Annotated in this window: 18 protein-coding genes; 7 read left to right on the top strand and 11 right to left on the bottom strand. The window is 66.9% G+C overall.

What is annotated here, in order from left to right:
* Positions 1-17: 17 nt before the first annotated feature.
* The 4 genes from DVT68_RS01655 to DVT68_RS01640 all read right to left on the bottom strand — a co-directional run bounded on the left by DVT68_RS01655 (position 18) and on the right by DVT68_RS01640 (position 6,071).
* A complete protein-coding gene (locus DVT68_RS01655; RefSeq protein ID WP_114823326.1) occupies positions 18-2,864 on the bottom strand; it encodes a 2-oxoglutarate dehydrogenase E1 component in 2,847 nt (948 codons plus the stop codon).
* Positions 2,865-3,132: 268 nt separating this feature from the next.
* Positions 3,133-4,086 (bottom strand): GNAT family N-acetyltransferase, encoded by a 954-nt coding sequence (locus tag DVT68_RS01650; RefSeq protein ID WP_114823325.1) that lies wholly within the window; start codon positions 4,084-4,086, stop codon positions 3,133-3,135.
* On the bottom strand, positions 4,083-5,276 hold the full coding sequence (locus tag DVT68_RS01645) for a cupin domain-containing protein (RefSeq protein WP_114823324.1): 1,194 nt from the start codon (positions 5,274-5,276) through the stop codon (positions 4,083-4,085). Before DVT68_RS01645 ends, DVT68_RS01650 begins: the two co-directional genes overlap by 4 nt.
* Positions 5,277-5,321: 45 nt before the next feature.
* Positions 5,322-6,071, bottom strand: a complete 750-nt coding sequence (locus DVT68_RS01640; RefSeq protein ID WP_114823323.1) for a sulfite exporter TauE/SafE family protein — start codon at positions 6,069-6,071, stop codon at positions 5,322-5,324.
* 161 nt (positions 6,072-6,232) lie between these two features.
* On the opposite strand from DVT68_RS01640, the gene DVT68_RS01635 reads away from it, so the two are divergent.
* The 4 genes from DVT68_RS01635 (at position 6,233) to DVT68_RS01620 (ending at position 12,286) form a co-directional block, all read left to right on the top strand.
* The gene (locus DVT68_RS01635) at positions 6,233-8,041 is read left to right on the top strand and encodes an assimilatory sulfite reductase (NADPH) flavoprotein subunit (protein WP_114823322.1); all 1,809 of its coding nucleotides are present in this window, start codon (positions 6,233-6,235) and stop codon (positions 8,039-8,041) included.
* Between the two features lie 2 nt (positions 8,042-8,043).
* Positions 8,044-9,738: an assimilatory sulfite reductase (NADPH) hemoprotein subunit gene (gene cysI, locus DVT68_RS01630; RefSeq protein WP_114823321.1), complete on the top strand. Its 1,695-nt coding sequence runs from the start codon at positions 8,044-8,046 to the stop codon at positions 9,736-9,738.
* Positions 9,735-10,457: a phosphoadenylyl-sulfate reductase gene (locus tag DVT68_RS01625; protein WP_114823320.1), complete on the top strand. Its 723-nt coding sequence runs from the start codon at positions 9,735-9,737 to the stop codon at positions 10,455-10,457. Before cysI ends, DVT68_RS01625 begins: the two co-directional genes overlap by 4 nt.
* Positions 10,458-10,525: 68 nt before the next feature.
* A complete protein-coding gene (locus DVT68_RS01620) occupies positions 10,526-12,286 on the top strand; it encodes a bifunctional sulfate adenylyltransferase/adenylylsulfate kinase (RefSeq protein ID WP_114823319.1) in 1,761 nt (586 codons plus the stop codon).
* A gap of 206 nt (positions 12,287-12,492) precedes the next feature.
* Here DVT68_RS01620 and DVT68_RS01615 read toward each other — a convergent pair whose 3' ends face one another.
* Entirely contained in the window at positions 12,493-13,512 is a 1,020-nt protein-coding gene (locus tag DVT68_RS01615; RefSeq protein WP_114823318.1) for a LysR substrate-binding domain-containing protein, read from the bottom strand.
* 335 nt (positions 13,513-13,847) lie between these two features.
* Between DVT68_RS01615 and cysG the strand changes: the two genes are divergently transcribed.
* On the top strand, positions 13,848-15,275 hold the full coding sequence (gene cysG / locus DVT68_RS01610) for a siroheme synthase CysG (RefSeq protein WP_114823317.1): 1,428 nt from the start codon (positions 13,848-13,850) through the stop codon (positions 15,273-15,275).
* Positions 15,276-15,350: 75 nt separating this feature from the next.
* On the top strand, positions 15,351-16,292 hold the full coding sequence (gene cysK / locus DVT68_RS01605; protein ID WP_114823316.1) for a cysteine synthase A: 942 nt from the start codon (positions 15,351-15,353) through the stop codon (positions 16,290-16,292).
* A 727-nt stretch (positions 16,293-17,019) separates the two neighbouring features.
* Here the strand turns inward: cysK and purB are convergent.
* The gene (gene purB / locus DVT68_RS01600) at positions 17,020-18,387 is read right to left on the bottom strand and encodes an adenylosuccinate lyase (RefSeq protein WP_114823315.1); all 1,368 of its coding nucleotides are present in this window, start codon (positions 18,385-18,387) and stop codon (positions 17,020-17,022) included.
* 569 nt (positions 18,388-18,956) lie between these two features.
* Here purB and DVT68_RS01595 point away from each other — a divergent pair.
* Positions 18,957-20,354, top strand: coding sequence for a class II fumarate hydratase (locus DVT68_RS01595; protein ID WP_114823314.1), 1,398 nt, complete (start codon positions 18,957-18,959; stop codon positions 20,352-20,354).
* Positions 20,355-20,384: 30 nt separating this feature from the next.
* On the opposite strand, the gene DVT68_RS01590 is transcribed toward DVT68_RS01595, so the two are convergent.
* The 5 genes from DVT68_RS01590 to DVT68_RS01570 all read right to left on the bottom strand — a co-directional run bounded on the left by DVT68_RS01590 (position 20,385) and on the right by DVT68_RS01570 (position 23,620).
* A complete protein-coding gene (locus DVT68_RS01590) occupies positions 20,385-20,945 on the bottom strand; it encodes a DUF2884 family protein (RefSeq protein WP_158543438.1) in 561 nt (186 codons plus the stop codon).
* Positions 20,946-21,092: 147 nt separating this feature from the next.
* Positions 21,093-22,055, bottom strand: a complete 963-nt coding sequence (locus tag DVT68_RS01585; protein WP_114823312.1) for a hypothetical protein — start codon at positions 22,053-22,055, stop codon at positions 21,093-21,095.
* Positions 22,052-22,909 carry an ABC transporter ATP-binding protein gene (locus tag DVT68_RS01580; RefSeq protein WP_114823311.1) on the bottom strand — a complete coding sequence of 286 codons (858 nt, stop codon included), beginning with the start codon at positions 22,907-22,909 and terminating at the stop codon, positions 22,052-22,054. Before DVT68_RS01580 ends, DVT68_RS01585 begins: the two co-directional genes overlap by 4 nt.
* Entirely contained in the window at positions 22,906-23,292 is a 387-nt protein-coding gene (locus DVT68_RS01575; RefSeq protein WP_114823310.1) for a GntR family transcriptional regulator, read from the bottom strand. The genes DVT68_RS01580 and DVT68_RS01575 overlap by 4 nt, the downstream gene beginning before the upstream one ends.
* A gap of 4 nt (positions 23,293-23,296) precedes the next feature.
* Positions 23,297-23,620, bottom strand: coding sequence for a hypothetical protein (locus tag DVT68_RS01570; RefSeq protein WP_114823309.1), 324 nt, complete (start codon positions 23,618-23,620; stop codon positions 23,297-23,299).
* Positions 23,621-23,644 lie beyond the last annotated feature (24 nt).

The raw sequence follows: 23,644 nt of genomic DNA, 5'->3' as shown, positions 1-23,644 counted from the left end.
CACTCTTCAATAAGAAACTATTCGGCCGAGTGGTCGGCGCCGACCGGCGCCACCAGCGCCTGTTCCACCAACGCCGCCTGTTCGGCGACGTGGGTGTTGAGGTGGCCAGCGGCCGGAGCCGGCGAGCGAGCGCGTCCCGCGTACGAGAGACTCTGCTTGCTGCCCACACAGGCCTGCAAGTGGTGACGGATCTGGAACCACGCGCCCTGGTTCATCGGCTCTTCCTGGCACCAGATCACTTCCTTGGCGGAAGGATACTTTTCCAGTTCGGCCGTGACCTGCGGACGCGGGAACGGATAGAGCTGTTCCACGCGCACGATGGCGACATCGTTGAGGCCGCGCTTCTCGGCGTCTTCCAGCAGGTCGTAGTAGACCTTGCCCGAGCAGAGCACCACGCGCTTGACCTTCTTGGCGGCCAGCTCGCGATGCTCCGGGATCACCAGCTGGAAGCTGCCCGTGGCCAGTTCGTCGATGGTGGACACAGCCAGCTTGTGGCGCAGCAGCGACTTCGGCGTCATCACGATCAGCGGCTTGCGGGTCGGACGGACCATCTGGCGGCGGATCATGTGGAACGCCTGGGCCGGCGTAGTTGGCACGCAGACCTGCATGTTGTCCAGCGCGCACAGCTGCAGGAAGCGCTCCAGGCGGGCCGAGGAGTGCTCCGGACCCTGGCCTTCGTAGCCGTGGGGCAGGAACAGGGCCAGGCCGCACAGGCGGTTCCACTTGGCTTCGCCCGAGCTGATGAACTGGTCGATCACCACCTGGGCGCCGTTGGCGAAGTCGCCAAACTGGCCTTCCCAGATGTGCAGCGTGTAGGGATCGGTGGTGGCGTGGCCATACTCGAACGCCATGACCGCTTCTTCGCTCAGCAGCGAGTCGATCACCTCGACGTCGGCGCCGGAGCGCACGTCGGCCAGCGGCATATAGGTGTAGCCGGTCTGCTGGTCATGCAGCACGGCATGGCGATGGAAGAAGGTGCCGCGGCCCACGTCCTGGCCCACCAGGCGCAGGTTGTAGTTCTCGTCGATGAGCGTGGCGTAGGCCAGGTTCTCGGCAAAGCCCCAGTCGCCCGCCTGCTCGCCGGCGGCCATCTTGGCGCGGTCTTCGTAGATCTTGGCCACGCGCGACTGCAGGGTCAGGTCCTGCGGCAGCTTGAGGATCTGGTTGGCCAGCTCCACCAGGCGCTGCTTGGGGTAACCGGTATTCGTCTCGGTCGACAGCTTGCCGCCGATGAACTTGTCCCAGTCCACCTCGATGTCCTTGACCAGGGCCGTGGTGAGCTCGGTCATCGGCGCACCCGCCTCGAGGCGGTTGCGGTAGTCCTCGAACATCTTCTGGCCATCGCCTTCGGCGATCACGCCCTGCTTGACCAGCTCCTGCGCATACAGGTCGCGGGTGGTCGGGCGCTTGCGGATGATCTGGTACATCACCGGCTGGGTGGCTGCCGGCTCGTCGGCCTCGTTGTGGCCGTGGCGGCGGTAGCACACCAGGTCGAGCACCACGTCCTTGCGGAACTGCTTGCGGAAGTCGTAGGCGAGGCGGGTAGCCTGGATCACCGCTTCCGGGTCATCGCCGTTCACGTGGAACACCGGCGCGTTGACCATCTTGGCCAGGTCGGTGCAGTACAACGTGGAGCGGGTGTCCTGCGGGTTCGAGGTGGTGAAGCCCACCTGGTTGTTCACCACGAGGTGCAGGCTGCCGCCAATCTTGAAGCCGCGGGCCTGGGACATGTTGAACAGTTCCATGTTCACGCCCTGGCCGGCCAGCGCCGAGTCGCCGTGCACGATGACGGCCATCGACTGCTTGCGCTCGGTGTCGCGGCGGCGGATCTGGCGCGAATGCACCGAGCCGGCCACCACCGGGTTGACGATCTCAAGGTGCGACGGGTTGAACGCCAGCGCCACGTGCGTGCCGCCGTTCGGCGTCTTGACGTCGGCGGAGAAGCCCATGTGGTACTTCACATCGCCCGAGTGGGCCGGATCGTCCGGATGGTCCCACTTGCCCTCGAACTCGTTGAACAGGGTGCGCGGCGGCTTGCCCAGGATGTTGACCAGCATGTTGAGGCGGCCGCGGTGGGCCATGCCGATCACCACTTCCTTGATGCCGTTGTCGCCCGCGGCGCGGACCACGTCGTCCACCATCGGGATCAGGCTGTCGCCGCCTTCCAGCGAGAAGCGCTTCTGGCCCACGTACTTGGTGTGCAGGTAGCGCTCGAGGCCTTCGGCGGCGGTCAGCCCGGCGAGGACGCGCTTCTTGCCTGCGGCGTCGAGGCCGGCGCTGCCGTTGGCCTGCTCCAGGCGGCTGTAGATCCAGTTGCGCTGTTCATGGTTGCTGATGTGCATGAACTCGACGCCGAGGGTGTTGGTGTACACCTTCTTAAGGCGCGCGAGCAGGTCACGCAGCTTCATGCGCTGGCCACCACCGGCGAAGTTGCCGCAGTCGAACTCGGTGTCCAGGTCAGCGTCGGAGAGGCCGTGGAAGGCGGGCTCCAGATCCGGCGCCGGCAGCTTCTCGGCCAGGCCCAGCGGATCGAGGTTGGCGGCCAGGTGGCCGCGCGAACGGTAGGCGGTGAGGATGCGCAGCACGCCGGCCTGCTTGCGGGCGTGGGCGTCGTCGACAGGGCCCGCAGCGACGGCGAAGCCATTGCGGCGCTGCTTTTGCGCGGCCTCTATACGCGCAATGGCCGCAGAGTGAGGTACATCCCCCGACTCGCGGCCCTTGAAGGTTTCGAAATATTTGCTCCATTCGGAGGCGACCGACGAGGGGTCCGCCAACCACGATTCATAGAGCTGTTCAACGTAATCGGCGTTGCCGCCGGCGAGTTGGGAAGATTCGAAGAACTCGCGGATCAGATTAGTGCTCACGTCACCACCGGTGAGGAAGGGAGGCTTGCAGCCGTCTGGCCGGGGTTGGCCGGATGGCTGGGAAAAATCCTGTTAATTATAGCCTTGGGGTGCTGCGACGCGGCAACCCAAAATGCCCATTGGAAGTGGGGTCGATCGGGGAATTTTCGACCCTGGGGGTACCGACCATCGTCGTAAAGCGCTGCGTCAGAGGGTGAATCGCCGCGATTTGCGGCGAAGGCGCGACAGCCGCGGGTGACCAGCGGCCGTTCAGCCGGCGGCTAGGGATTCAAAGATGGAGTGAATGCAGGACCGTCGCCGGCGACGAACGCTCCCATACCTCATTGAAGTGTTGCAGCAGGGGCGCCTGTGCGGCGCGATCGCGGCTGGCGGCCCGGCCAGCCATGCGTTGCGCGTCGGGCTGGAACAGATAGCCGCCCTGGTCGGTGAGCAGGTAGCTCGAGCCGTAGGCCAGGTCGAGCTCCTCCAGTGGCGCGCGCACCTGGATGGCGCTGGGCAGCCGCTGCGCCAGCGCCACCAGGCGATGGCTGTCGCGCAAGGCCCCGGCCGGATCGTGCAATAGCACGCGGACCTCGGCGCCGCGCCCGGAAGTGGCCAGGCGGCGCAGCTCCGCCAGCTCGGCGGGGCTGGCGTAGGACTCGCCGGCCAATATCGGCTGATAGATGGCGATGCGGTGACGGGCCTCGGCCAGCAGTTGCAGGCGGGCGCTCGCCAGTTCGGTCCGGCTGGCGGCGGGCAGGCGGGTGTCGACCGTGGCCGGTGCGACACGCTCGTCGCCTGGCGTGGTCAAGGCGAGGCGCATGGAGCGATGCACGATCCCCGCATCCAGAAAGGTGTCGCCATGCGCAATGAACCCTTCGCGCTCGTAAAACTCCACCGCATCGATCTGGGCATCAAGGACCAGCTCGGCCCGCCCATCGGTGCGCGCCCTGGCCACCAGCGCACGGACCAGACCGGCGCCGACGCCCTGGCCGCGCCAGGGCAGGCGGACCGCAACTCGGCCGATCTTGCCCGCCGGAGTGAGACGGGCGCAGCCGATCGGTTTGCCGTCGGCGGCGCGGGCCAGCAGGTGGAGCGAGCTGGCATCGAGCTCGTCCCACTCCAGTGATTCGGGCACCCGTTGCTCGCCCACGAAGACTTCCAGTCGGATGTCGCGCAGGGCCTCGCGTTCTCCCGAGCGGGCCCAGTCAGCCGGTTCGACGTGGAAGTCCTGAAGCTTCACCGGCGTCGCGGCTTGTGCACGACCAGATGGCCGTCATTGACCAGGGCCAGCAGCAGGGTGAGCGCAGCGCCCGGGACGGCCTTGCCGGGGCTCAGCTGGCGTTCGGCGCAAAGCTGTTCGGCCAGCTCGACCGACGTCGGGTAGGCGTGTCCATTGACGAACAGGGTGGCGCCGCCCTTGCCCTTGGCCCAGGCCATGCGCGCCCACGGATGTCGCAGCAGCTCGGCGCCACCTTCCAGCTGCTTGCGCAGGGCGGGCGCGGCCAGTTCCTTGGCCGGCGGCACCGGCAGCTGCGCGTTGCGGTAGCGGGTGATGAAGCGGCCGAACCAGTCGGTGAGCATCGCCTCGTCCAGGCCGGCGGCGAACGGCAGAGCGTGCTTCAGGCGGGCGACGGTGGGGCGATCGATCTCACCGATCGACCTGGCCGGGGCCAGGTCGGGGTCGGCGTAGCGCAGTTCGTCCGGCAGGCGCTCGGCCAGATAGTCGGCCAGGTCGCCGGTGAGCTCTGCGCGCGAGGGCGCGCGCATGCCGACCGAGATGGTCATGCACGGACCGCCAAAGGCGATGCCGTCGTGCGGCACGCCCGGCGGCAGGTACAGGATGTCGCCCGGTTCCAGCATCCACTCGTGGGTGGCGTCGAACTGCTGGAGCTGCTTGAGCTCGATGTCGGGACGAAAATCGGTCGGGGCGTCGGGAGCGGTGCTGATCGCCCAGTGACGCTGGCCGATGGCCTGAAGCAGGAACACGTCGTACTGGTCGACATGGGGGCCCACGCCGCCGCCCGGTTCGGCGTAGGAGATCATGATGTCGTCCATCCGCCAGCTGGGCAGGAAGGTGAAGTGTTCCAGCAGGGCGGCCACGTCCGCGTCCCACTTGTCCACGTCCTGCACCAGCAGGGTCCAGTTGCGGTCCGGGGTGCTGGCGAAATCCTTCTCGGTCAGCGGGCCGCTCTTCACCTTCCAGCGGTCGCGCTTCTCGTCATGGATGATCAGGCGCGACAGGGCCGATTCCTCGAGCGCCAGGCCGGCCAGGTCGTCCGGCTGGATGGGCGGCTTGAAATCGGGGAAGGCCTGGCGGATCAGCAGCGGTTGCTTCTGCCAGTAGTCGCGCAGGAACTGGGTGGGGCTCATGCCCAGCGGCTGCTTGGCGCTGCCGCGGACTTCGATGGGGAGGTGGCGTGGCGTGGTCATCCGCGCATTCTAAGCGAAGGCCGCGCGAAGGCCGCTTGATCGCGGTCAGTGCGTGAAGATCAGATGAGCCACGTTGTTGAGGCCGATAGCCAGCACCGCCAGCGCCGCCAGCACGGTGGCCACCCGCGGCGGCATGCGTCGCGCCAGCAGGGCGCTGAACGGCGCCGCCACGACGCCGCCGGCGATAAGGCCCAGCACGGATCCACTGTGCGGCAGGCCGACCTGCAGGAAGAAGGTGATGCTGGCGACAGCGCTGACCAGACACTTGGCCAGGTGCACGGTGCCGATGACCATCCGCGGCCGAACCCCGCGCGCCACCAGCGTCGTCACGTTCAGTGCGCTCCAGCCGCCGCCGGCCACCGCGTCCGCAAACCCCGCCACCAGGCCCAGCGGGCCGGTGATGCGCGGGGTTTCGTCATGCAGATGCTGGCGACGGGTGGGGCGCAGCAGCAGGAAAAGGCCCATGCCGATCAGGTAAGGGGTGAGCACCATCTTCATGGCGCCGGCCGGCAGGTGAGTGACGACGTAGGCGCCGAGGGTGGCGCCCACTGCGCCGGGTATCACCAGCGACCAGAACAGCTTTTTCAGCACGTTGCCGGCCAGCAGGTGGCTGAAGCCGGAAGCCCCGCAGGTGAAAGTTTCCGCGTAATGCACGCTGGCACTCGCCAGCGCCGGGGGGACGCCCAGCGCCAGCAGCAGGGCGGCCGAGGTCACGCCGTAGGCCATGCCTAGCGCACCGTCGACGAGCTGGGCGAGCGCGCCGACGAGGGCGGACGCAAGAAAATCCGTGGGCATGGGCCATTAACGAGGGTGGATGGGCCCAGTTTAAGGGACAGTTCCGCCGTAAGGGAAATAAGCACGTGGACATATGCATATGTCAACACGTCCTTTCACATGACATAAGCGCATGACTACTTTGGACGGACAGCGGTATAGACGTCCAAAGGAAGTCGATAGTGAACGCGGTCGTTGCGACGGAAAACCACCTGGCCTCCCTGGGATCGGACAAGCTGTCCGCCCTGGAGCGCCTGGCCGAGGGCCTGGGCCCGGCAGAACTGTACTGGCTGGCGGCATGGAGCGCGGCCAAGGCCGACCGGCTGCAGCGCGGCCTGGTGGATCCGCCGCTGGCGGCAGGCAAGGCCCAGGGGGACCGCCTGACCATCCTGTACGGCAGCCAGACCGGCCAGGCCAAGCGCATCGCGGCCCAGCTGAGCGCCCGGGCCGAGGCCGCCGGCCTCAGCGTGCGGCTGGTGCGCGCCGATGGCTATGCCCAGCGCGACCTGGCCAAGGAAACCCACCTCGCCGTGGTGATCAGCACCCAGGGCGACGCCGAGCCGCCGGATGATGCACGCGGCCTGGTCGAGTTCCTGCTCGGCAAGCGCGCGCCCAAATTGCCGGGCCTGCGCTACACGGTGCTGGGGCTGGGCGATTCGAGTTATCCGCAGTTCTGCGCGATCGGGCGACAGATCGACGCGCGACTGGAAGAACTGGGCGCCAAGCGGTTCGCTCCGTTCGGTGAAGCCGATGTGGATGTGGACGCCGTAGCCGCGCCTTGGGCGGAAGGCGCGCTGGAACAGGCGCGCCAGCTGCTTGGCTCGGCGCAACCTACGGTGCGCGTGGCCAACCTGCAGCCGGTGCCGTCGCGCGTGGTCTACACGCGGGAGCGTCCCTTTGCGGCTTCCGTGCTGGATAACCAGCCGATCGTGGCGCGCGATGCCGGCCGCGACGTGCGGCACGTTGAGCTCTCGCTGGAAGGTTCCGGGCTGCATTACGAGCCCGGTGACGCCATTGGCGTATGGCCGGAGAATCCGCCCGCGCTGGTCGATCAGTGGCTTTCCCTGCTCAGCCTCGACGGCGGTCAGGCCGTCCGCCATGACGGCAAGGAACTTCCGCTGCGGCAATGGCTGACCCACGAGCGTGAACTCACGCGGCTGAGCCGTCCGTTGATCGCCGCGGTCGCCGATGCCAGCGGCGACGAGAAACTGGCCGGCCTGCTTCGCCCCGACCGTTCGGCGAGCCTCGCTGCGTTGTTGGCGAGCGACCAGCCGATCGACCTGTGGCGTCGCCACCCCGCCAGGTGGTCGGCGGAGGAGCTGGTGGCCACGCTGCGCCCGCAGACGCCGCGCCTGTACTCCATCGCATCCAGCCAGAAGGCGGTCGGTGACGAAGTGCACCTGACGGTTGCCTTGGTGGACTATGAAGCGTACGGCGAACGTCACTGGGGCGCGGCTTCCTCGTTTGTCGCCGCGGCTGGCGACGACCATCGCGTACCCGTCTTCATCGAGGAAAACGAACGCTTCCGGCTGCCCAAGGACAGCGCCCGCGACATCATCATGATTGGCCCGGGTACTGGCGTGGCGCCGTTCCGCGCCTTTGTGCAGGAACGCCGCGAAACCGGCGCTGGCGGACGCAACTGGCTGTTCTTCGGCAACCGCCATTTCACCCGCGATTTCCTCTACCAGATCGAATGGCAGGCGGCGCTCCGCGACGGCTCCCTGCAGAAGCTGGACCTGGCCTTCTCGCGTGACGGCGACGCCAAGGTCTACGTGCAGCAACGCATTCGCGAGCAGGGCCGCGAGCTCTACGACTGGCTGCAGGATGGCGCACACCTTTACGTGTGCGGCGACGCCAGCCAGATGGCCAAGGACGTGCACGCCGCGCTGATCGACGTGGCGATCACCCATGGCGGCCAATCTCCGGACCAGGCCAAGGAGTGGCTATCCGATCTCCTGCAGCAGGGGCGCTACGCCCGCGACGTGTACTGAATATGAGCACCCCACTTTCCGATCTCGAGCGCATCAAGATTGAAAGCCGCTACCTGCGCGGCACGATTGCCGAAGGCTTGCGCGATCCCGTCACCAACGCGATCAGCGACGACGACAACAAGCTGCTGAAATTCCATGGCAGCTATCTGCAGGACGATCGCGATCTGCGCGAGGAGCGCCGCAAGCAGAAGCTCGAACCGGCGTACTCGTTCATGCTGCGCGCCCGCCTGCCGTCCGGCGTAGTCACGCCCGGGCAGTGGCTGGTGTTCGACCGCCTGGCGCGTGAGCACGCCAACGGCACGCTGCGCATCACCACGCGCCAGACCTTCCAGTGGCACGGCATCATCAAGCACCACCTCAAGCCGACCATCGCCGCGATTCACGGCGCGCTGGCCTCCACCATCGCCGCGTGCGGCGACGTGGTGCGCAATGTGGTGAGCACCGCCAACCCGGTGGAGTCGGCGGCGCATGCAGTGGCCTATGAGTGGGCGTCGCGACTTTCCAGTGAGCTGGCGCCGCAGACGCGGGCCTATCACGAGATATGGCTCGATGGCGAGCCGCTGGTGGGTGAGCCTGAGCCCGTAGAGCCGATGTACGGCGCCACGTACCTGCCGCGCAAGTTCAAGATCGGCCTGGCTATCCCGCCGCTCAACGACATCGACGTGTTCGCGCAGGATCTCGGCCTGATCGCCATCATCGAACAGGACGAGCTGAAGGGCTTCAATGTGGCGATCGGTGGCGGCATGGGCGCCACCCATGGCGATCCGACTACCTATCCGCGCCTGGCCAGCGTGATCGGCTTCGTGACGCCGGACCAGCTGCGCGCGGTCGCGGAAGCCGTGATCACCGTGCAGCGCGACTGGGGTAACCGCAGCGAGCGCAAGCACGCGCGACTGAAGTACACCATTGACCATCGCGGCCTGGATGCCTTCAAGGCCGAAGTGGAGGCTCGCGTGGGTTTTGCGCTTGAGCCGGAGCGCGATTACCAGTTCGACGACAACGGCGACCGCTATGGCTGGATCGAAGGCGCCGACGGTCGCTGGCACCTGACCTTGCAGATTGAATCGGGCCGGCTGGCCGACGTCGGTGAACGGCGTTGGCTCACGGGCTTGCGCGAGCTTGCCAAGGTGCATCAGGGCGATTTCAGGCTCACCTGCAACCAGAACGTGATCGTCGCCAACGTGGCGGCTGACGAGCGCGCTCGCATCGACGCGATCGTGGCCGCGCATGGACTCGACGGCTACCGCACGCATAGCGCGATCCGGCAGCTGGCGGTGGCCTGCGTAGCCTTGCCGACCTGCGGGCTGGCCATGGCGGAAAGCGAACGTTACGTGCCCGAGTTGCTGCCCAAGCTCGAGGCGGTGCTCGAGGCGCATGGGTTGAGGGACGCGCCGATCCTGTTGCGCCTCTCCGGCTGCCCGAACGGCTGCTCGCGTCCCTACCTCGGCGAGATCGCCCTGGTCGGTCGCGGCCCGGGGCGTTACGACTTGCGCCTTGGCGCGGACTTTCGCGGTCAGCGGTTGAATCAGGTCTACCTCGAAAACGTGGACGAAGCGGCCATCCTGGAGGCGCTGACGCCCCTGTTCGCCCGCTATGCCGCCGAGCGCAGCACCGGCGAGCACTTCGGCGACTTCCTGCTGCGGGTCGGCGTGCTGGCTGGCAACGTGCGGCGCATCCCGGCGGAGGTGGTGGCATGAAGCCGGGATGGCTGGATGAGGCCGAGCACAGCCCGGCCGAGCTGGTCGCGCTGAACGAGTGGCTGGGCACGCTGGACGCCGAACAGCGCGTGCTGTGGGCGCTGGCGTATGCACCTGGCAGGCACGTGCTCTCGTCCAGCTTCGGCGCGCAGGCAGCGGTGTCGCTGCACCTGCTCACGCGTCACCGCCCGGACCTGCCGGTGATCCTGATCGACACGGGCTATCTGTTTCCCGAGACCTACCAGTTCGTCGACGAGTTGAGCGCGCGCCTGTCGCTGAATCTGAAGGTGTTCAGCCCGCCGCAGAGCCCGGCGTGGCTCGAGGCGCGCGAAGGCCGGTTGTGGGAGCAGGGCGTGGCGGGCATTGACCGCTACAACCAGCTGCGCAAGGTGGAGCCGATGCAGCGCGCGCTGCGCGAGCTCGATGCCGGCACCTGGTTTGCCGGTCTGCGCCGCAGCCAGGCGCGCACGCGGGCGGAGATTCCGTTCGTCGAGCGCCGCGACGGGCGCTGGAAATTCCATCCCATCGCGGACTGGACCGATCGCGACGTCGGCGTGTACCTGCGCCGTCACGACCTGCCTTATCACCCGCTGTGGGACCAGGGCTACATCTCCATTGGCGATGTGCACACCACGCACCGCTGGGAACCGGGCACGGATGCCGAATCGACCCGCTTTTTCGGCCTCAAGCGCGAATGCGGACTGCACGGACTGGCCTGAACACGACAACGATACGATCCCCCCAGCGCCCGGCGCTGGCCGCTCCCCCGATACGACAAACAGACATCATGAGCCAGAGCGCACTTGCCCAGGTCGAGGTCTCGACCGATAGCCTTGCCATTGCCGAACTGATCGCCCCGCACGGTGGGGTGCTGAAGGAACTCTACCTGCCGCCTGACGAGGCCGAGAGGCTCAAGCAGCGCAGCGCCGGGCTCCCGGGTGTCGATCTCGACACGCGGCAGCAGTGCGATCTTGAGTTGCTGCTCAACGGCGCCTTCTCGCCGCTGGAAGGCTTCCTCACCGAGCGCGACTACCGCCGCGTGGTGGACGAATTGCGCCTGGCCGACGACACGCTGTGGCCGATCCCGATCACCCTGGATGTGAGCGAAGAATTCGCCGCGCGGCTGGCGCCGGGCAGCGAGGTGGCCCTGCGCGATACCCAGGGCGTGCCGCTGGCCGTGCTGGAAGTGGAGGACATCTACCGGCCCGATCGCCAGTACGAGGCGGCGCAGGTGTTCGGCACCACCGATCCCACCCATCCGGGCGTCGCCGAGCTGCTGCAACGCTATCGCCCGGTCAATCTCGGCGGCCGCGTGCGCGGCATCCAGGCTCCCTCGCATTACGACTTCACCGTACTGCGCGACTCGCCGCGCAGCCTGCGAGCGTGGTTCGCCGAAAACGGCTGGCAGCGCATCGTGGCGTTCCAGACGCGGAACCCGATGCACCGGGCGCATCGCGAGCTGACCCTGCGCGCCGCACAGCAGGTAGGCGCCAAGCTGCTGGTGCAGCCATCCGTCGGGCGCACCAAGCCGGGTGACATCGACCATTACACGCGTGTGCGCTGCTACCAGGCGTTGCTGCCGCAGTACCCGGCGCACAGCGCCAAGCTGTCGCTGCTGCCGCTGGCGATGCGCATGGGCGGTCCGCGCGAGGCGATGTGGCACGCGATCATCCGCAAGAACTACGGCGCCAGTCACTTCATCGTGGGGCGCGACCATGCCGGTCCGGGCAAGGATGCGAGCGGCAAGCCGTTCTACGGCCCGTTCGATGCGCAACACCTGCTGGAGCGCCACCAGGACGAGCTCGGCATCCGCATCGTGCCGTTCCCGGCGATGGTCTACGTGGCCAACCGCGACACCTATCTGCCCTCGACCGAGGTGCAGGCGGACGACGAGGTGCGCGACATCTCGGGTACGCAGCTGCGCCGGCACCTGCATGAGGGCAGCGAGATTCCTGCGTGGTTCTCGTTCCCCGAGGTGGTGGATATCCTGCGGGAACGCCATCCGGCGAATGCGCAGCGCGGCTTTGCGCTGTTCTTCACCGGGCTTTCCGGCGCGGGCAAGTCGACGATCGCCCAAGCGGTGGTGGCGCAGCTGCTCGAGCGCACCAGTCGCGCCTTGACGGTGCTTGACGGCGACGAGGTGCGCAAGCACCTGTCCAAGGGACTTACCTTCTCGCGCGAGGACCGCGACGCCAACGTGACCCGCATCGGCTACGTCGCCAGTGAGATCGTCCGCCACGGCGGCATCGCCGTGTGCGCGCCGATTGCGCCCTACGCGCAGGCCCGGGCGCAGGCGCGCGGGCTGGTGGAGGCGCATGGCGACTTCATCGAGATCCACGTGGCCACCTCGCTGGAAGTCTGCGAGGCGCGCGACCGCAAGGGCCTTTACGCGCAGGCGCGCGCTGGCACGATTCCCCATTTCACCGGGATCAGCGATCCCTACGAGGAGCCGGAGCAGCCTGAGCTGCGCGTGGACGGCAATGCGGCCCAGCCGCACGTGCTCGCGCAGCGCATCGTGGCCGTGCTGGAACAGCGCGGCCTGCTGTAACGACCACGCTCCGTCGCGCTGGCCAGCCCCCGCAAGGGGGCGAGAGCTGGGACCCGGTGTCGCTTGACCCTGCCTACCTACCCGTGGCGTTTCAAGGTCGCCAGGCCCCAGCTCCCGCCCCCTTTCGGGGGCGTTGGCGCGACTGCACTCTGGAAAGTCTCGCCGTGTCGGCTGTGTCGGCCGCGTCGCCCCGCGCCCGGGGGCGCCTACTGCGCCTCGACTTCCAGCTCCACCACCTTGTGGGGAACCTGCCGCTCGCGCCAGTGCGGCACGCCGGGCCATTGCGAGGCGCCGATGCCGCCCGTGGCCAGGGCGCGGCTGACCGCACGGCGTTCCAGGTGCGGCGCGAACACGCTGATGAAGTCCAGCGTGTATTCGCGCAGTACGCTCTCGCGACGCAGCACGATCCAGGTCGTGCAGGCCGCGAACAGGTGGTCGGCGCTCAGTTCGTGCAGGTCGGTGTCGTGCTCGGGCTGATAGGCCATTTCGGCCAGCACGCCGACGCCCAGCCCCTCGCGCACATAGGTCTTGATCAGGTCCGCGTCGCTCGCCGTCATGACGATCTGCGGGTGCAGGTTGGCGGACTGGAAGGCGCGGGCCAGCGAGGACTCGGGCTTGAGCGAGGAGTCATAGCTGATCAGCGGATGGGCGGCCAGCTGTTCCAGCGTGGGCGCCTGCTTCTGGCGGCTCAGCGGATGGCCGTTGGGGACCACCACCGTGCGGCTCCAGCGATAGGCGGGCAGGGCGATGCCGTTCGGCGGCGGCGCCCCGGCGGCGGTGCTGACGATGGCCAGGTCGACCTGACCGCCCTCCAGCAACGAGATCACATCGGCGTCGTTCACCGGCTGCAGGTGCACGCTTACCTGTGGATAGCTGCGGCTGAGCGCGGCCACGGCGGCGGGCAGGGCGAAACGCGCCTGGGTATGGGTGGTGGCGATGCGCAGCGTGCCGCGCGACTCGTTGCGCAGGTTGGCCGCGATCGAGCGGATGTTGGCCGCTTCGGCCAGGATGATGCGCGCACGCTCGAGCACGTGGGTGCCGGCGTGAGTAATCGCATGGAGGCTGCGACCCTTGCGATGGAACAACTGGAAGCCCAGTTCGTCCTCGAGCTGGCGCAGCAGCTTGCTGAGGCCGGGCTGCGTCGCGTGCACCCGTTCGGCCGCCAGGGTGATGTTGAGTCCCGCGTCAGCTATGGCGACCAGGTAACGCAATTGGGTGAGAGTCATGACTTGGGTTCCGCAATCGATCGAGAGAAGGGTGGCTCGTGGTCGCGGGAGCAATACATCGCATGGCCTCATCCACCCGCCCGCTGGCGCAGGCGGTCCTTCGGGGGTGTGGCGAGGGGCGGCGGGTGTCCACGGGGCGGAATCCAGCGTTCTACGTGAATTGGACGTCTATACATCCGTTGTTGCGATGCGTCAATACGCAGGGTGGTCGGTTGTTCGGCTTATAACCGTCGGGCATATCGGTCGCCGTACAAATCATTTGTGTCTCCGCGGGCGCCTGCCTAGCGTGACAGCAATCACTGTTGCCACCCGATGCTACTGGAGTCCGAGGACCGATGAAGCTGTACCCGCTGTTTGCCGAACTGTCCGGGCGTCACGTATTGGTCGTGGGCGGCGGCGCGGTCGGCGAACGCAAGGCGGCCGGTCTGCTTGACGCCGGAGCCAGAGTCACCGTCGGGGCGCCCGAACTGACCCCGACCCTGCGCCAGTGGGCTGAGGCCGGGCGCATCCGGTGGCTGGCGGGCCGCTTCGACGACCACTGGCTCGATGAGCCCTGGCTGGTCATCGCCGCCACCGGCGACTCAACCTTGCATGCCCGCATCGTGGCGCTGGCCGAGGCCCGCCGCCTGTTCGTCAATGTGGTGGACGATGCCGAACGGTCCAGCTTCCAGGTCCCGGCGGTGGTCGATCGCGCGCCCGTCACCATCGCCATCTCCAGCGGCGGCCATGCCCCCATGCTGGCGCGCATGCTGCGCGAGCGGCTGGAGTTGCTGGTCGATCCGGTGATCGGCTCGCTCGCGTCCATGCTCGCCGACATGCGCGGGCAGATTCGTGCGCGCCTGCCCGACCTGGCGGCGCGCCGCCGCTTCTACCAGCGACTGCTGGAAGGGCCGGCGCAAGGCCTGTTGCGACGGGGGCAGCGCGGCCTTGCCGAAGCCGTCACCGAACGCTTGCTGGCGTCGGCCGATGGAGCGGCGGTCGGTTCGGTGGTGCTGCTCGGCGCGGGTCCTGGTGATCCCGGCCTGCTTACCTTGCGCGGCCTGCGCGCGCTGAACGAGGCCGACGTGATCCTGCATGACCGGCTGGTGAGCACTGAGGTGCTCGCGCTGGCGCGGCGTGACGCCGAGCGCATCGAAGTGGCCAAGCAGGCCGGCAACCATCACACCACCCAGGGGCAGATCCACGCGCTGATGCTGCAGCACGCCGCGGCGGGCAAGCGCGTGGTGCGGCTCAAGGGCGGCGACCCCTTCGTGTTCGGTCGCGGCGGAGAGGAACTGGAGTTTCTGCGCGAGCATGGCATCGCCTATGAAGTGGTGCCCGGCATCACCGCCGCGCTGGCCTGCGCGGCCTATGCGGGCGTGCCGCTGACCCACCGCGACCATGCCCAATCGGTCCGGCTGGTGACCGCACACTGCCAAGGCTCGATCGACACCCTGGACTGGCCGGCGCTGGCGCAGGAGCGACAGACCCTGGCCGTGTACATGGGCACGAGCGAACTGGCTGTGATTCGTCAACGCCTGATCGGCCACGGACGCGCCGCGTCCACCCCGTTTGCCCTGGTCGAGAACGGCTCGCGCGCCGAGCAGCGGGTGATCACCGGCACGCTGGCAAATCTGGTCGAACGCGCCGCCACGTATCGGGTCAGCTCGCCGGCCTTGCTGATCATCGGTGAGGTTGCGGCGCTGGCCCACACGCTGGCCTGGTTCGGAACGCCGCCGCTGGGGGCCGATCCGGTGGCGACCTCCGAGGCCGTTGCTGCTTGACACAACCTTAATCCTGGGTGGGCGCACCATCGCGCGACCCGTTTCCATCACCATGCCGCGCCACGGAGTGACTCCATGATTTACAACAGCATCCTCGACACCATCGGCAATACGCCCATCGTGCGCATCAACCGGCTCGCGCCGAAGCACGTGACGTTGTATGCCAAGGTGGAAGCGTTCAACCCGGCCGGCTCGGTGAAGGATCGATTGGCCTACGCCATCATCATCGATGCCGAGCAGAAGGGTCTGATCAAGCCGGGACAGACCGTGGTCGAAGCGACTTCGGGCAACACCGGTGTGGCGCTTGCCGCGGTGTGCGCCGCTCGCGGCTATCCGTTTGTGGCAGTGATGACCGAAACCTTCTCGATCGAGCGACGCAAGCTGATGCGCGCCTATGGCGCGAAGGTGGTGCTCACGCCGGCGGCCGAGCGCGGCAGCGGCATGGTGCGCAAGGCGAAGGAATTGGCGGACAAGCACGGTTGGTTCCTGGCGCGTCAGTTCGAGAACCCGGCCAACCCGGCCTATCACCGCAACACCACGGCCGCCGAAATCCTGCGCGATTTCGCCGGCAAGCGACTGGACTATTTCGTGACCGGCTGGGGCACCGGCGGCACGCTGACCGGCGTGGGCGAGGTGCTGAAAGTGGCGCGTCCCGAGGTGAAGGTGATCGCGACCGAGCCGGCCGGCGCCGCGATGCTGTCAGGCAAGGAGTGGCAGCCGCACAAGATCCAGGGCTGGACGCCGGACTTTGTGCCGGCGGTGCTCAACCGCGACGTAGCCCACCAGATCCTGCCGGTCGACGACGTGCTCGCGCGCGATACCTCGCGCGATCTGGCGCAGAAGGAGGGCATCTTCGTCGGCATCTCGTCTGGCGCAACCTTGGCGGCGGCGCTGCAGGTGGCGAAGGACGCACCGGAAGGTTCGGTGTTGTTGGCGATGCTGCCGGATACAGGGGAGCGTTATTTGTCGACGTTCTTGTTTGAGGGCGTCAATGAGGGGTCGGACGAGGTCGAGTAAGTTGAGTCGTCGCCGCCCTCCACGTGTGGAGGGCGGGGGCGGCCTTGCACGGGCACTGTTGCTCTACGTACCAACTCGTCATCCCTGCGAAGCGCTTCTCAACGGCCGAATGCTGGCCGAGCGGGGCGGAGCGCGAAGCGCGGAGAATGCCCGCGAGGCAGTCCCGAAGAGCACCCTTGCCTCACGCTCCCACGCCCGTCATCCCAGCGAAGGCTGGGATCCAGTGACTTTGCCTTTGGCTCTGTCTTCGACGCGTTCGCCAGCGTGCCGCCTACGCGGCGGGCGTTTCGACCGCCTGCCGGCGCCCGAGTCACTTTTCTTTTGCTGGCCCAAAAGAAAAGTAACCCAAAGAAAATGGCCTTAAGGGCTCGTAGCGATATGCGGAATACAAGCCCGGGCGACTGAGGCCAGCCGGATCAGCTTCGTGCTACCTCAGGGACAGCGGCTACCCCGCAACGCGCCGTAGCGGAGAGGGGGCGCAGCACTGCCTGGCATACAAGCCTTGATGACCGCGGTCAGCCGAATTCGTCGCGTGCTACCTCAGGGATAGCCGCTACGCCGCGGGGCGTCGTCGTAATGAGGACTTAAAGCTGCGAACCGTGCCGTGCGGCGCCGCTCTTAGCTCCCTCTCCCCATCGGGGAGAGGGCTGGGGTGAGGGGCGGGTGCTCGCCGGAACACCGCCTAATCTCTGCAAGCGCGCACCCAATGCGCCCCCCCATAGCTCACTCAGATATCGCGCGCCAGCGGCTCAGCAAGACCGATGTAGCCGCCCGGCGTGAGGTCGAGCAGGCGCTGCTTCGCATCGGCAGGAAGGTCCAGGCCGGTGATGAAGGTGCGCATCGAATCTTTGGTGATGCCCTGGCCACGCGTCAGCGCCTTGAGCTGTTCGTACGGCTCCGGCAGGCCGTAGCGGCGCATCACGGTCTGCACGGCTTCGGCCAGCACTTCCCAGCTGGCGTCGAGGTCGGCGGCGAGGCGGTCGGCGTTGACGGTCAGCTTGCCCAGGCCCTTCTTCAGCGACTCCAGCGCAACCAGCGAGTGGCCGAATGCGGTGCCGAGGGCGCGCAGCACGGTGGAGTCGGTGAGGTCGCGCTGCCAGCGGCTGATCGGCAGCTTTTCGGCGAAGTGGCCGAGGAGGGCGTTGGCGAGGCCGAAGTTGCCCTCGGCGTTTTCGAAGTCGATCGGGTTGACCTTGTGCGGCATGGTCGAGGAGCCCACTTCGCCGGCCTTGAGCGCCTGCTTGAAGTAGCCCAGCGAGATGTAACCCCAGATATCGCGCGCCAGGTCGATGAGGATGATGTTGGCGCGGCGGATCACGTCGCAGTATTCGGCCACGCCGTCATGCGGCTCGATCTGCGTGGTATAGGGGTTGTAGTCCAGGCCCAGGCTCTCGACGAAGCGCTGCGAGAAACCGCGCCAGTCGAGTTCCGGGTAGGTGATCGCGTGGGCGTTGTAATTGCCCACGGCGCCGTTGATCTTGCCGGGGATTTCCACTGCAGCGAGCTGCTTGCGCTGGCGCTCCAGGCGCGCCACCACGTTGGCCAGTTCCTTGCCCAGCGTGCTCGGCGAGGCGGTCTGGCCGTGTGTGCGCGACAGCATCGGCAGGCCGGCGTTGTCGTGCGCCATGGTGCGCAGCTGGGCGATGATGCCGTCGATCATCGGCAGCAGCACCTGCTCGCGCGCATCGCGCAGCATCAGGGCGTAGGAGAGGTTGTTGATGTCTTCGCTGGTGCAGGCGAAGTGCACGAATTCCTTGGCCTGCGCCAGCGCGGCGTCATTGCCGATGCGTTCCTTGATGAAGTACTCCACCGCCTTCACGTCGTGATTGGTGGTCGCCTCGATGGTCTTGATGCGCGTACCGTCATCCACGCTGAAGTCCGCGGCGATGCCCTTGAGCTTGACGACCTGCTCTGCGGAGAACGCCGGCAGCTCCACGATGCCCTTGTCGGCGGCCAGCGCCAGCAGCCATTCGATCTCCACGTGCACGCGGCGGTGCATCAGGCCGAACTCGCTGAAGATCGGGCGCAGCGTTTCGACCTTGCTGGCGTAACGGCCGTCCAGAGGGGACAGGGCGGTCAGGGCGTGGGAGGACATGGGGCGTTCCAGAGGCGGGAAAAGGGAGATTTTACAACAGGGGCGCGGTAGTTCTCCCGCGGCCCTGTCGGGCGAGGGTTGGGAGCGAGTTGGGAGCGGGCCGGTTGAGCGATTGCCCTTCGCCTCGAGCTTCATTGATCGTCATCCCGGCGCAGGCCGGGATCCAGCGCCGTATCGCTAGGTTTTAGCGATACGGCGACCGGGCTCGCCTGCCGCGGGCTTCCGACGACCTGTCGGTCGCCGGGTCACTTTTCTTTGCTTGCCCAAAGAAAAGTAGCCCAAAGAAACGGCACCCCCCTCGGCGCTGGCCGGGCCTGCGGTCCGACCAGTGCGTGAGGGGCGGCCGGGCTTTTCGACCGGGCTCCTGCCCGGACGAAAAGTGCCTGGCGTCCCTGCCAGGCACACCTGATGGGGCCTGTTCGTCCACCCCTCACCGCCTCACAGGGGACGTGTGACGGCTCGTGCCGCTGCGCGGCACATCGCTGGCGAGAAGCTCGCTCCCCCCTTGGCGGCGCACTAACGTGCCCCGACCTATATTGCCGACCATTTCCCGCAGGAATCGCAAGGACATGAGCCAGTTCCGCATCGAGCACGACAGCATGGGTGAACTCAAAGTGCCGGCCCAGGCCTTGTATGGGGCCCAGACCCAGCGCGCGGTGGACAATTTCCCCATCTCCGGCCTGCACCTGCCGCGTGATTTCATCCGGGCGCTGGGCCTGATCAAGGCCGCCGCGGCCGATGCGAACTTCCTGCTGGGGCATCTGAAGAAGGCCCAGGCCCATGCCATCCGCAAGGCCGCGCTCGAAGTGGCCGAGGGTCAGTACGACGCGCAGTTTCCCATCGACGTGTTCCAGACTGGCTCGGGCACCAGCACCAACATGAACGCCAACGAGGTGATCGCCCACCTCGCCAGTCGCGGCGGTGGCAAGGTGCACCCGAACGACCACGTCAACTACGGGCAGAGTTCCAACGACGTGATCCCCACTGCGATCCATGTCAGCGCCACGCTCACCGCCAGCCAGCGGCTGCTGCCGGCGCTCAAGCACCTCAAGCGCACCATCGAACGGCGCGCGCGCGAGCTGCGCAACGTGCCCAAGACCGGGCGCACCCACCTGATGGACGCGATGCCGGTGACGTTCGGCCAGGAGCTGTCCGGTTGGGCCGCGCAGATTGGTTCAGCGATCGAACGCATCCAGGACAGCCTGTTGCGGATGCGGCGCCTGCCGCTGGGTGGCACGGCGGTGGGCACCGGCATCAATGCCGATCCTAAATTCGGCCTGACCGTGGCGCGCGAGCTGAAAAAGCTCAGCGGCGTGAGTTTCGAATCGGCCGGCAATTTCTTCGAAGGCATGGCGAGCCAGGATGCGGCGGTGGAGCTGTCGGGTCAGCTCAAGGCGCTGGCGGTGGCGCTGATGAAGATCGCCAACGACCTGCGATGGATGAATTCGGGACCGCTGGCCGGACTGGGCGAGATCGAGCTGCCGGCGCTGCAGCCGGGCTCGTCGATCATGCCGGGCAAGGTCAATCCGGTGATTCCCGAAGCCACCGCGATGGTGGCCGCGCAGGTGATCGGCAACGACGCGGCGATCACCATCGCCGGTCAGTCAGGCAACTTCCAGCTCAACGTGATGTTGCCGCTGGTCGCGCACAACCTGCTGCAGTCGATCGGCATCCTGTCCAACGTCAGCACGCTGCTGGCCGACAAGGCCATCGCCGGCTTCAAGGTGAATACGGCGCGGGTGAAGGAGGCGCTGGCGATGAATCCGATCCTGGTGACGGCGCTCAATCCTGTGATCGGCTACGAGAAGGGCGCGGCGACCGCCAAGAAGGCCTACAAGGAAAAGCGTCCCATCCTGGACGTCGCGCTGGAAACCACCGGTCTGCCCAAGGCCGAGCTGCAGAAGCTGCTTGATCCCATGACCCTGACGCACGGGGGCATCCACGGCGGCGGTGGTGGCGGCGGTTGAGACGCCGTCACCACCGGGCGCTCGCCGGTGTCAGTGCGCCGTATCGTGGCGGCACTTCTCGACGTCCTTGTCGGCCAGTGCCTGACCGTAGGGCTTGAACGCATCCAGTTGGGTGACCAGCGCATCCTGGGCTGACTTCATCTCAGCCAGGTCGTCGCAGATCTTCGCGGCCGACTGTTTGACGCTTTGCGCCGCGGCTTCCACCTTGTCCTTGGTGCCCTCTGCGCTGTCGCCGCCAATGATGTGGCCGGCGGCGGCGTTCAAGGCCTGGGCGGCGGTGGCCATGCCGGCCTTGCCGGTGGCGATGGCGTCAGTGCGCATGGCCTCCGCCGAGGCGTTATAGCGCTGGAGCAGGGCTCGCTGCGCGTCGTTCACCGGCACCGGCTTGCTGTCGACGAACAACTGGCCGCTTGCGTCGACTACCGCCTTGGGTGCGCTCGCTACCCGGATGGCGACCCTGTGCTGGTGCAGGGTGATGTGGTGGTTGATGGTGTCCGTGTCGCCGCCGAACACCTGCACATCACCGCTGCCCTGGCCGCAGGCGCTCAGCAGGGCGGCTGCCAATAACCAGGTAACTTGCCGAAACGTCATGGGACAGGCTCCTACCTCGGTAGATTGTCGCGTCGATGGCGTCGACATGTTGTGCACTCTCACCGGGTCCGTCGCCAGCGCGGCCCACACAAGAGGCCCCGCCGGCAGTCCGCATCCGTGCGGAGGCTGCCGGCAGGGCGCAAACCATCAGCTGTCGTCGCGCACCCTGCGGAACCAGATGGACGCGGCGATCAGCGCCGCCCCTGCCAGTACGCCGAGCCACAGATTGGGCGAGGCCAGCAGGCCGTAGGTGTGCAGCGGCGAGAGCACGCTCAGCGGGTCGTTGCCCACGTCGGCCGTAGCGCCGAGCGCTCCATCGCCGTAGACGATGTTGGAGCCGGGAAACACGCTGAGCAGGGCGCGCTGCACGATGTTCTTCCAGAACCACACGGTAGGCAGGTTGAACAGACCCATGATGCCGAACCAGCTCACCAGCAGACCGGCCACCGCCGGCACTGCGACGGCCCACAGGAAGGGCTTGGTGCGGGCCCAGGCCGAGCAGAACAGCAGCCAGCCAACCGAGGGAATGGCCCACAGCGCATACAGCGGGATGCCGCTGATCAGCGTCGCCACCGCCCGGAACGGATGCGCCAGCCCGATCAGCTCGAACGCATTGACGCCGTGCATCGACAACACCATGGCGAAGATGACCAGCTGCACCATGCCGATGATGATGCTCACCACCACCGCGATCACTGGCGCCACGATCACGGCGCTCGCCACCTTCGACAGCACCGTGCTGGTGTCGGACACCGGCAGGGACTTCCAGAACAGGATGCTCCGGTCGCGCCGGTCGTCGTAGAGCGCGCCGAGGCAGTAGAACAGCACCACGATGCCCATCACGATGCTGACCAGGCCCATCGAAGACACCATGGCCACGTCCAGCCCGGTGCCGATGTTCTTCAGGTCGCCCGCGTCGGCCCTGGCGATCATCATCTGCACGTTGTCGCCGCCGATGTGCACGCCGTGCCGGGCGCCCAACACTTCGGCCGTGATGATGGCCATCACGTTGAGCACCAGGAACACCACGCCGGTGATCACCGGGGCCCACAGGAAGCCGCCGCGGTGCTCCCAGAATTCGCGTTTCACCAGCCAGTAGAAGGTCTTCATGCGTAGGTTCCCTTCATGGTGGCGACGAACAGGTCGCTGACGGTGGGGCGGCGTACCTCGCCCATGCTTTCCAGCGTGGCGCGATCGGCGCCGTCGAACAGGAAGATGCTCTTGCCGAACACCTGCCGCTCGTCCAGTGGCTTCATGCTGCGGGCGGTGGCGGCCTTGTCGGCGCTCACCATCACCTCGGCGAAACGCTCGCCGACGGCGTCCATGTCGGTGTCCAGCACGATCTTTCCATCGCGGATGAACATCAGGTCGGTGAGGATGTGCTCGATCTCCTCCACCTGGTGCGTGGTGACGATGATGGTCTTGTTCTCGTCGAAGTAGTCCTCCAGCAGGCTCTGGTAGAACTGCTTGCGGTAGAGGATGTCCAGGCCGAGCGTCGGCTCGTCCAGCACCAGCAGGCGGGCGTCGATGGCCATCACCAGGGCGAGGTGCAGCTGCACGATCATGCCCTTGGACATCTGCTTCACGCGCTGGTCCGGCGTGAGCTTGGTGCGCGCGAGGAAGGCCTCGCACTTGGCGCGGTTGAAGCGTGGGTGCACGTTGGCGACGAAGTCGATCGCCTCGCGCACCCGGATCCAGCGTGGCAGCACGGCCACGTCGGCGATGAAGCAGACCTGTTCCATCAGGCGGTCGCGCTGAGTGCGTGGGTCCAGGCCCAATACATTCAGCTCGCCCTGGAAATCGGTAAGGCCGAGGATGGCCTTCAGGGCCGTGGTCTTGCCGGCGCCGTTGGGCCCGATCAGGCCCACGATGCGCCCGGACTCGATGCGGAAATTCACGTGGTCCAGCGCCACGGCGTTCTTGTACTGCTTGCTGAGACCGTTGGCGGTGATGACAGCATTCATGACTGGTGCTCCCCGTCGGCCGGCGCGGCATCCGGCGCCTCGCGCATCAGCGTCTTCAGGTCCAGCCCGAGGCGCTGCAGCCTCGCGTAGAGCGCCGGCCACTCCTCCCGGAGAAAACGCTCTCGTTCGGACTTGAGCAGCGCCTCCCTGGCTCCATCGATGACGAACATGCCCAACCCCCTCCTTTTTTCCACCAGTTGATCATCGACCAGTTCCTGGTACGCCTTGGAGACCGTCAGTGGATTGATCTGAAAGTCTGCGGCTACCTGGCGTACTGACGGCAGCGGGTCGCCCTCGTTCAAGGCGCCGTCCAGAATCATCGCCACCACGCGTTCGCGGAGCTGGCGATAAATCGGGACGCTGTCGTTCCAGGTAATGGTCATACGGTTATTCCTTGCTGATGCGGCCGAACTGGTTGCCAAACGAATAGTAGGGCATGGCCAGCTGTGCCCCGAGCACCCCGCGGCTGGCGGCGGCTTCCGGGCGGAGCAGCGGCGACACCGTGGTGGCGGTCACGCCGGCGTCGGCGTACAGGGCCGCGGCGCGCATGTCTTCAGCCGTCGGATGGACGACTACCGGGGCCAGGGTGATGACTTTGACGCCATTGATCTCACTGGGCGGGAGACTATTGACGTTGGAATGGATTGCGGCCAGGCCAACCGTAGTGAACAGGGCGGCGGCGGTCAGGGCTAGCAGATTATTCGCTTTCATGGCGGGACTCCTTTAGTGACCTCG

It is taken from the genome of Dyella solisilvae, from assembly GCF_003351225.1.
In the GTDB taxonomy this organism is placed as follows: Bacteria; Pseudomonadota; Gammaproteobacteria; order Xanthomonadales; family Rhodanobacteraceae; genus Dyella; species Dyella solisilvae.
The sequence above is the reverse complement of the archived record's forward strand: the minus strand, read 5'-3'. Positions and strand labels throughout refer to the sequence as shown.

Coding starts and splice junctions, on each gene's coding strand:
- purB (WP_114823315.1), bottom strand. CDS start 18,387: ATGTCCTCCCACGCCCTGACCGCCCTGTCCCCTCTGGACGGCCGTTAC.
- DVT68_RS01615 (WP_114823318.1), bottom strand. CDS start 13,512: ATGACTCTCACCCAATTGCGTTACCTGGTCGCCATAGCTGACGCGGGA.
- cysK (WP_114823316.1), top strand. CDS start 15,351: ATGATTTACAACAGCATCCTCGACACCATCGGCAATACGCCCATCGTG.
- DVT68_RS01580 (WP_114823311.1), bottom strand. CDS start 22,909: ATGAATGCTGTCATCACCGCCAACGGTCTCAGCAAGCAGTACAAGAAC.
- DVT68_RS01645 (WP_114823324.1), bottom strand. CDS start 5,276: ATGACCACGCCACGCCACCTCCCCATCGAAGTCCGCGGCAGCGCCAAG.
- DVT68_RS01590 (WP_158543438.1), bottom strand. CDS start 20,945: ATGACGTTTCGGCAAGTTACCTGGTTATTGGCAGCCGCCCTGCTGAGC.
- cysG (WP_114823317.1), top strand. CDS start 13,848: ATGAAGCTGTACCCGCTGTTTGCCGAACTGTCCGGGCGTCACGTATTG.
- DVT68_RS01640 (WP_114823323.1), bottom strand. CDS start 6,071: ATGCCCACGGATTTTCTTGCGTCCGCCCTCGTCGGCGCGCTCGCCCAG.
- DVT68_RS01570 (WP_114823309.1), bottom strand. CDS start 23,620: ATGAAAGCGAATAATCTGCTAGCCCTGACCGCCGCCGCCCTGTTCACT.
- DVT68_RS01625 (WP_114823320.1), top strand. CDS start 9,735: ATGAAGCCGGGATGGCTGGATGAGGCCGAGCACAGCCCGGCCGAGCTG.
- DVT68_RS01595 (WP_114823314.1), top strand. CDS start 18,957: ATGAGCCAGTTCCGCATCGAGCACGACAGCATGGGTGAACTCAAAGTG.
- DVT68_RS01575 (WP_114823310.1), bottom strand. CDS start 23,292: ATGACCATTACCTGGAACGACAGCGTCCCGATTTATCGCCAGCTCCGC.
- DVT68_RS01620 (WP_114823319.1), top strand. CDS start 10,526: ATGAGCCAGAGCGCACTTGCCCAGGTCGAGGTCTCGACCGATAGCCTT.
- DVT68_RS01585 (WP_114823312.1), bottom strand. CDS start 22,055: ATGAAGACCTTCTACTGGCTGGTGAAACGCGAATTCTGGGAGCACCGC.
- cysI (WP_114823321.1), top strand. CDS start 8,044: ATGAGCACCCCACTTTCCGATCTCGAGCGCATCAAGATTGAAAGCCGC.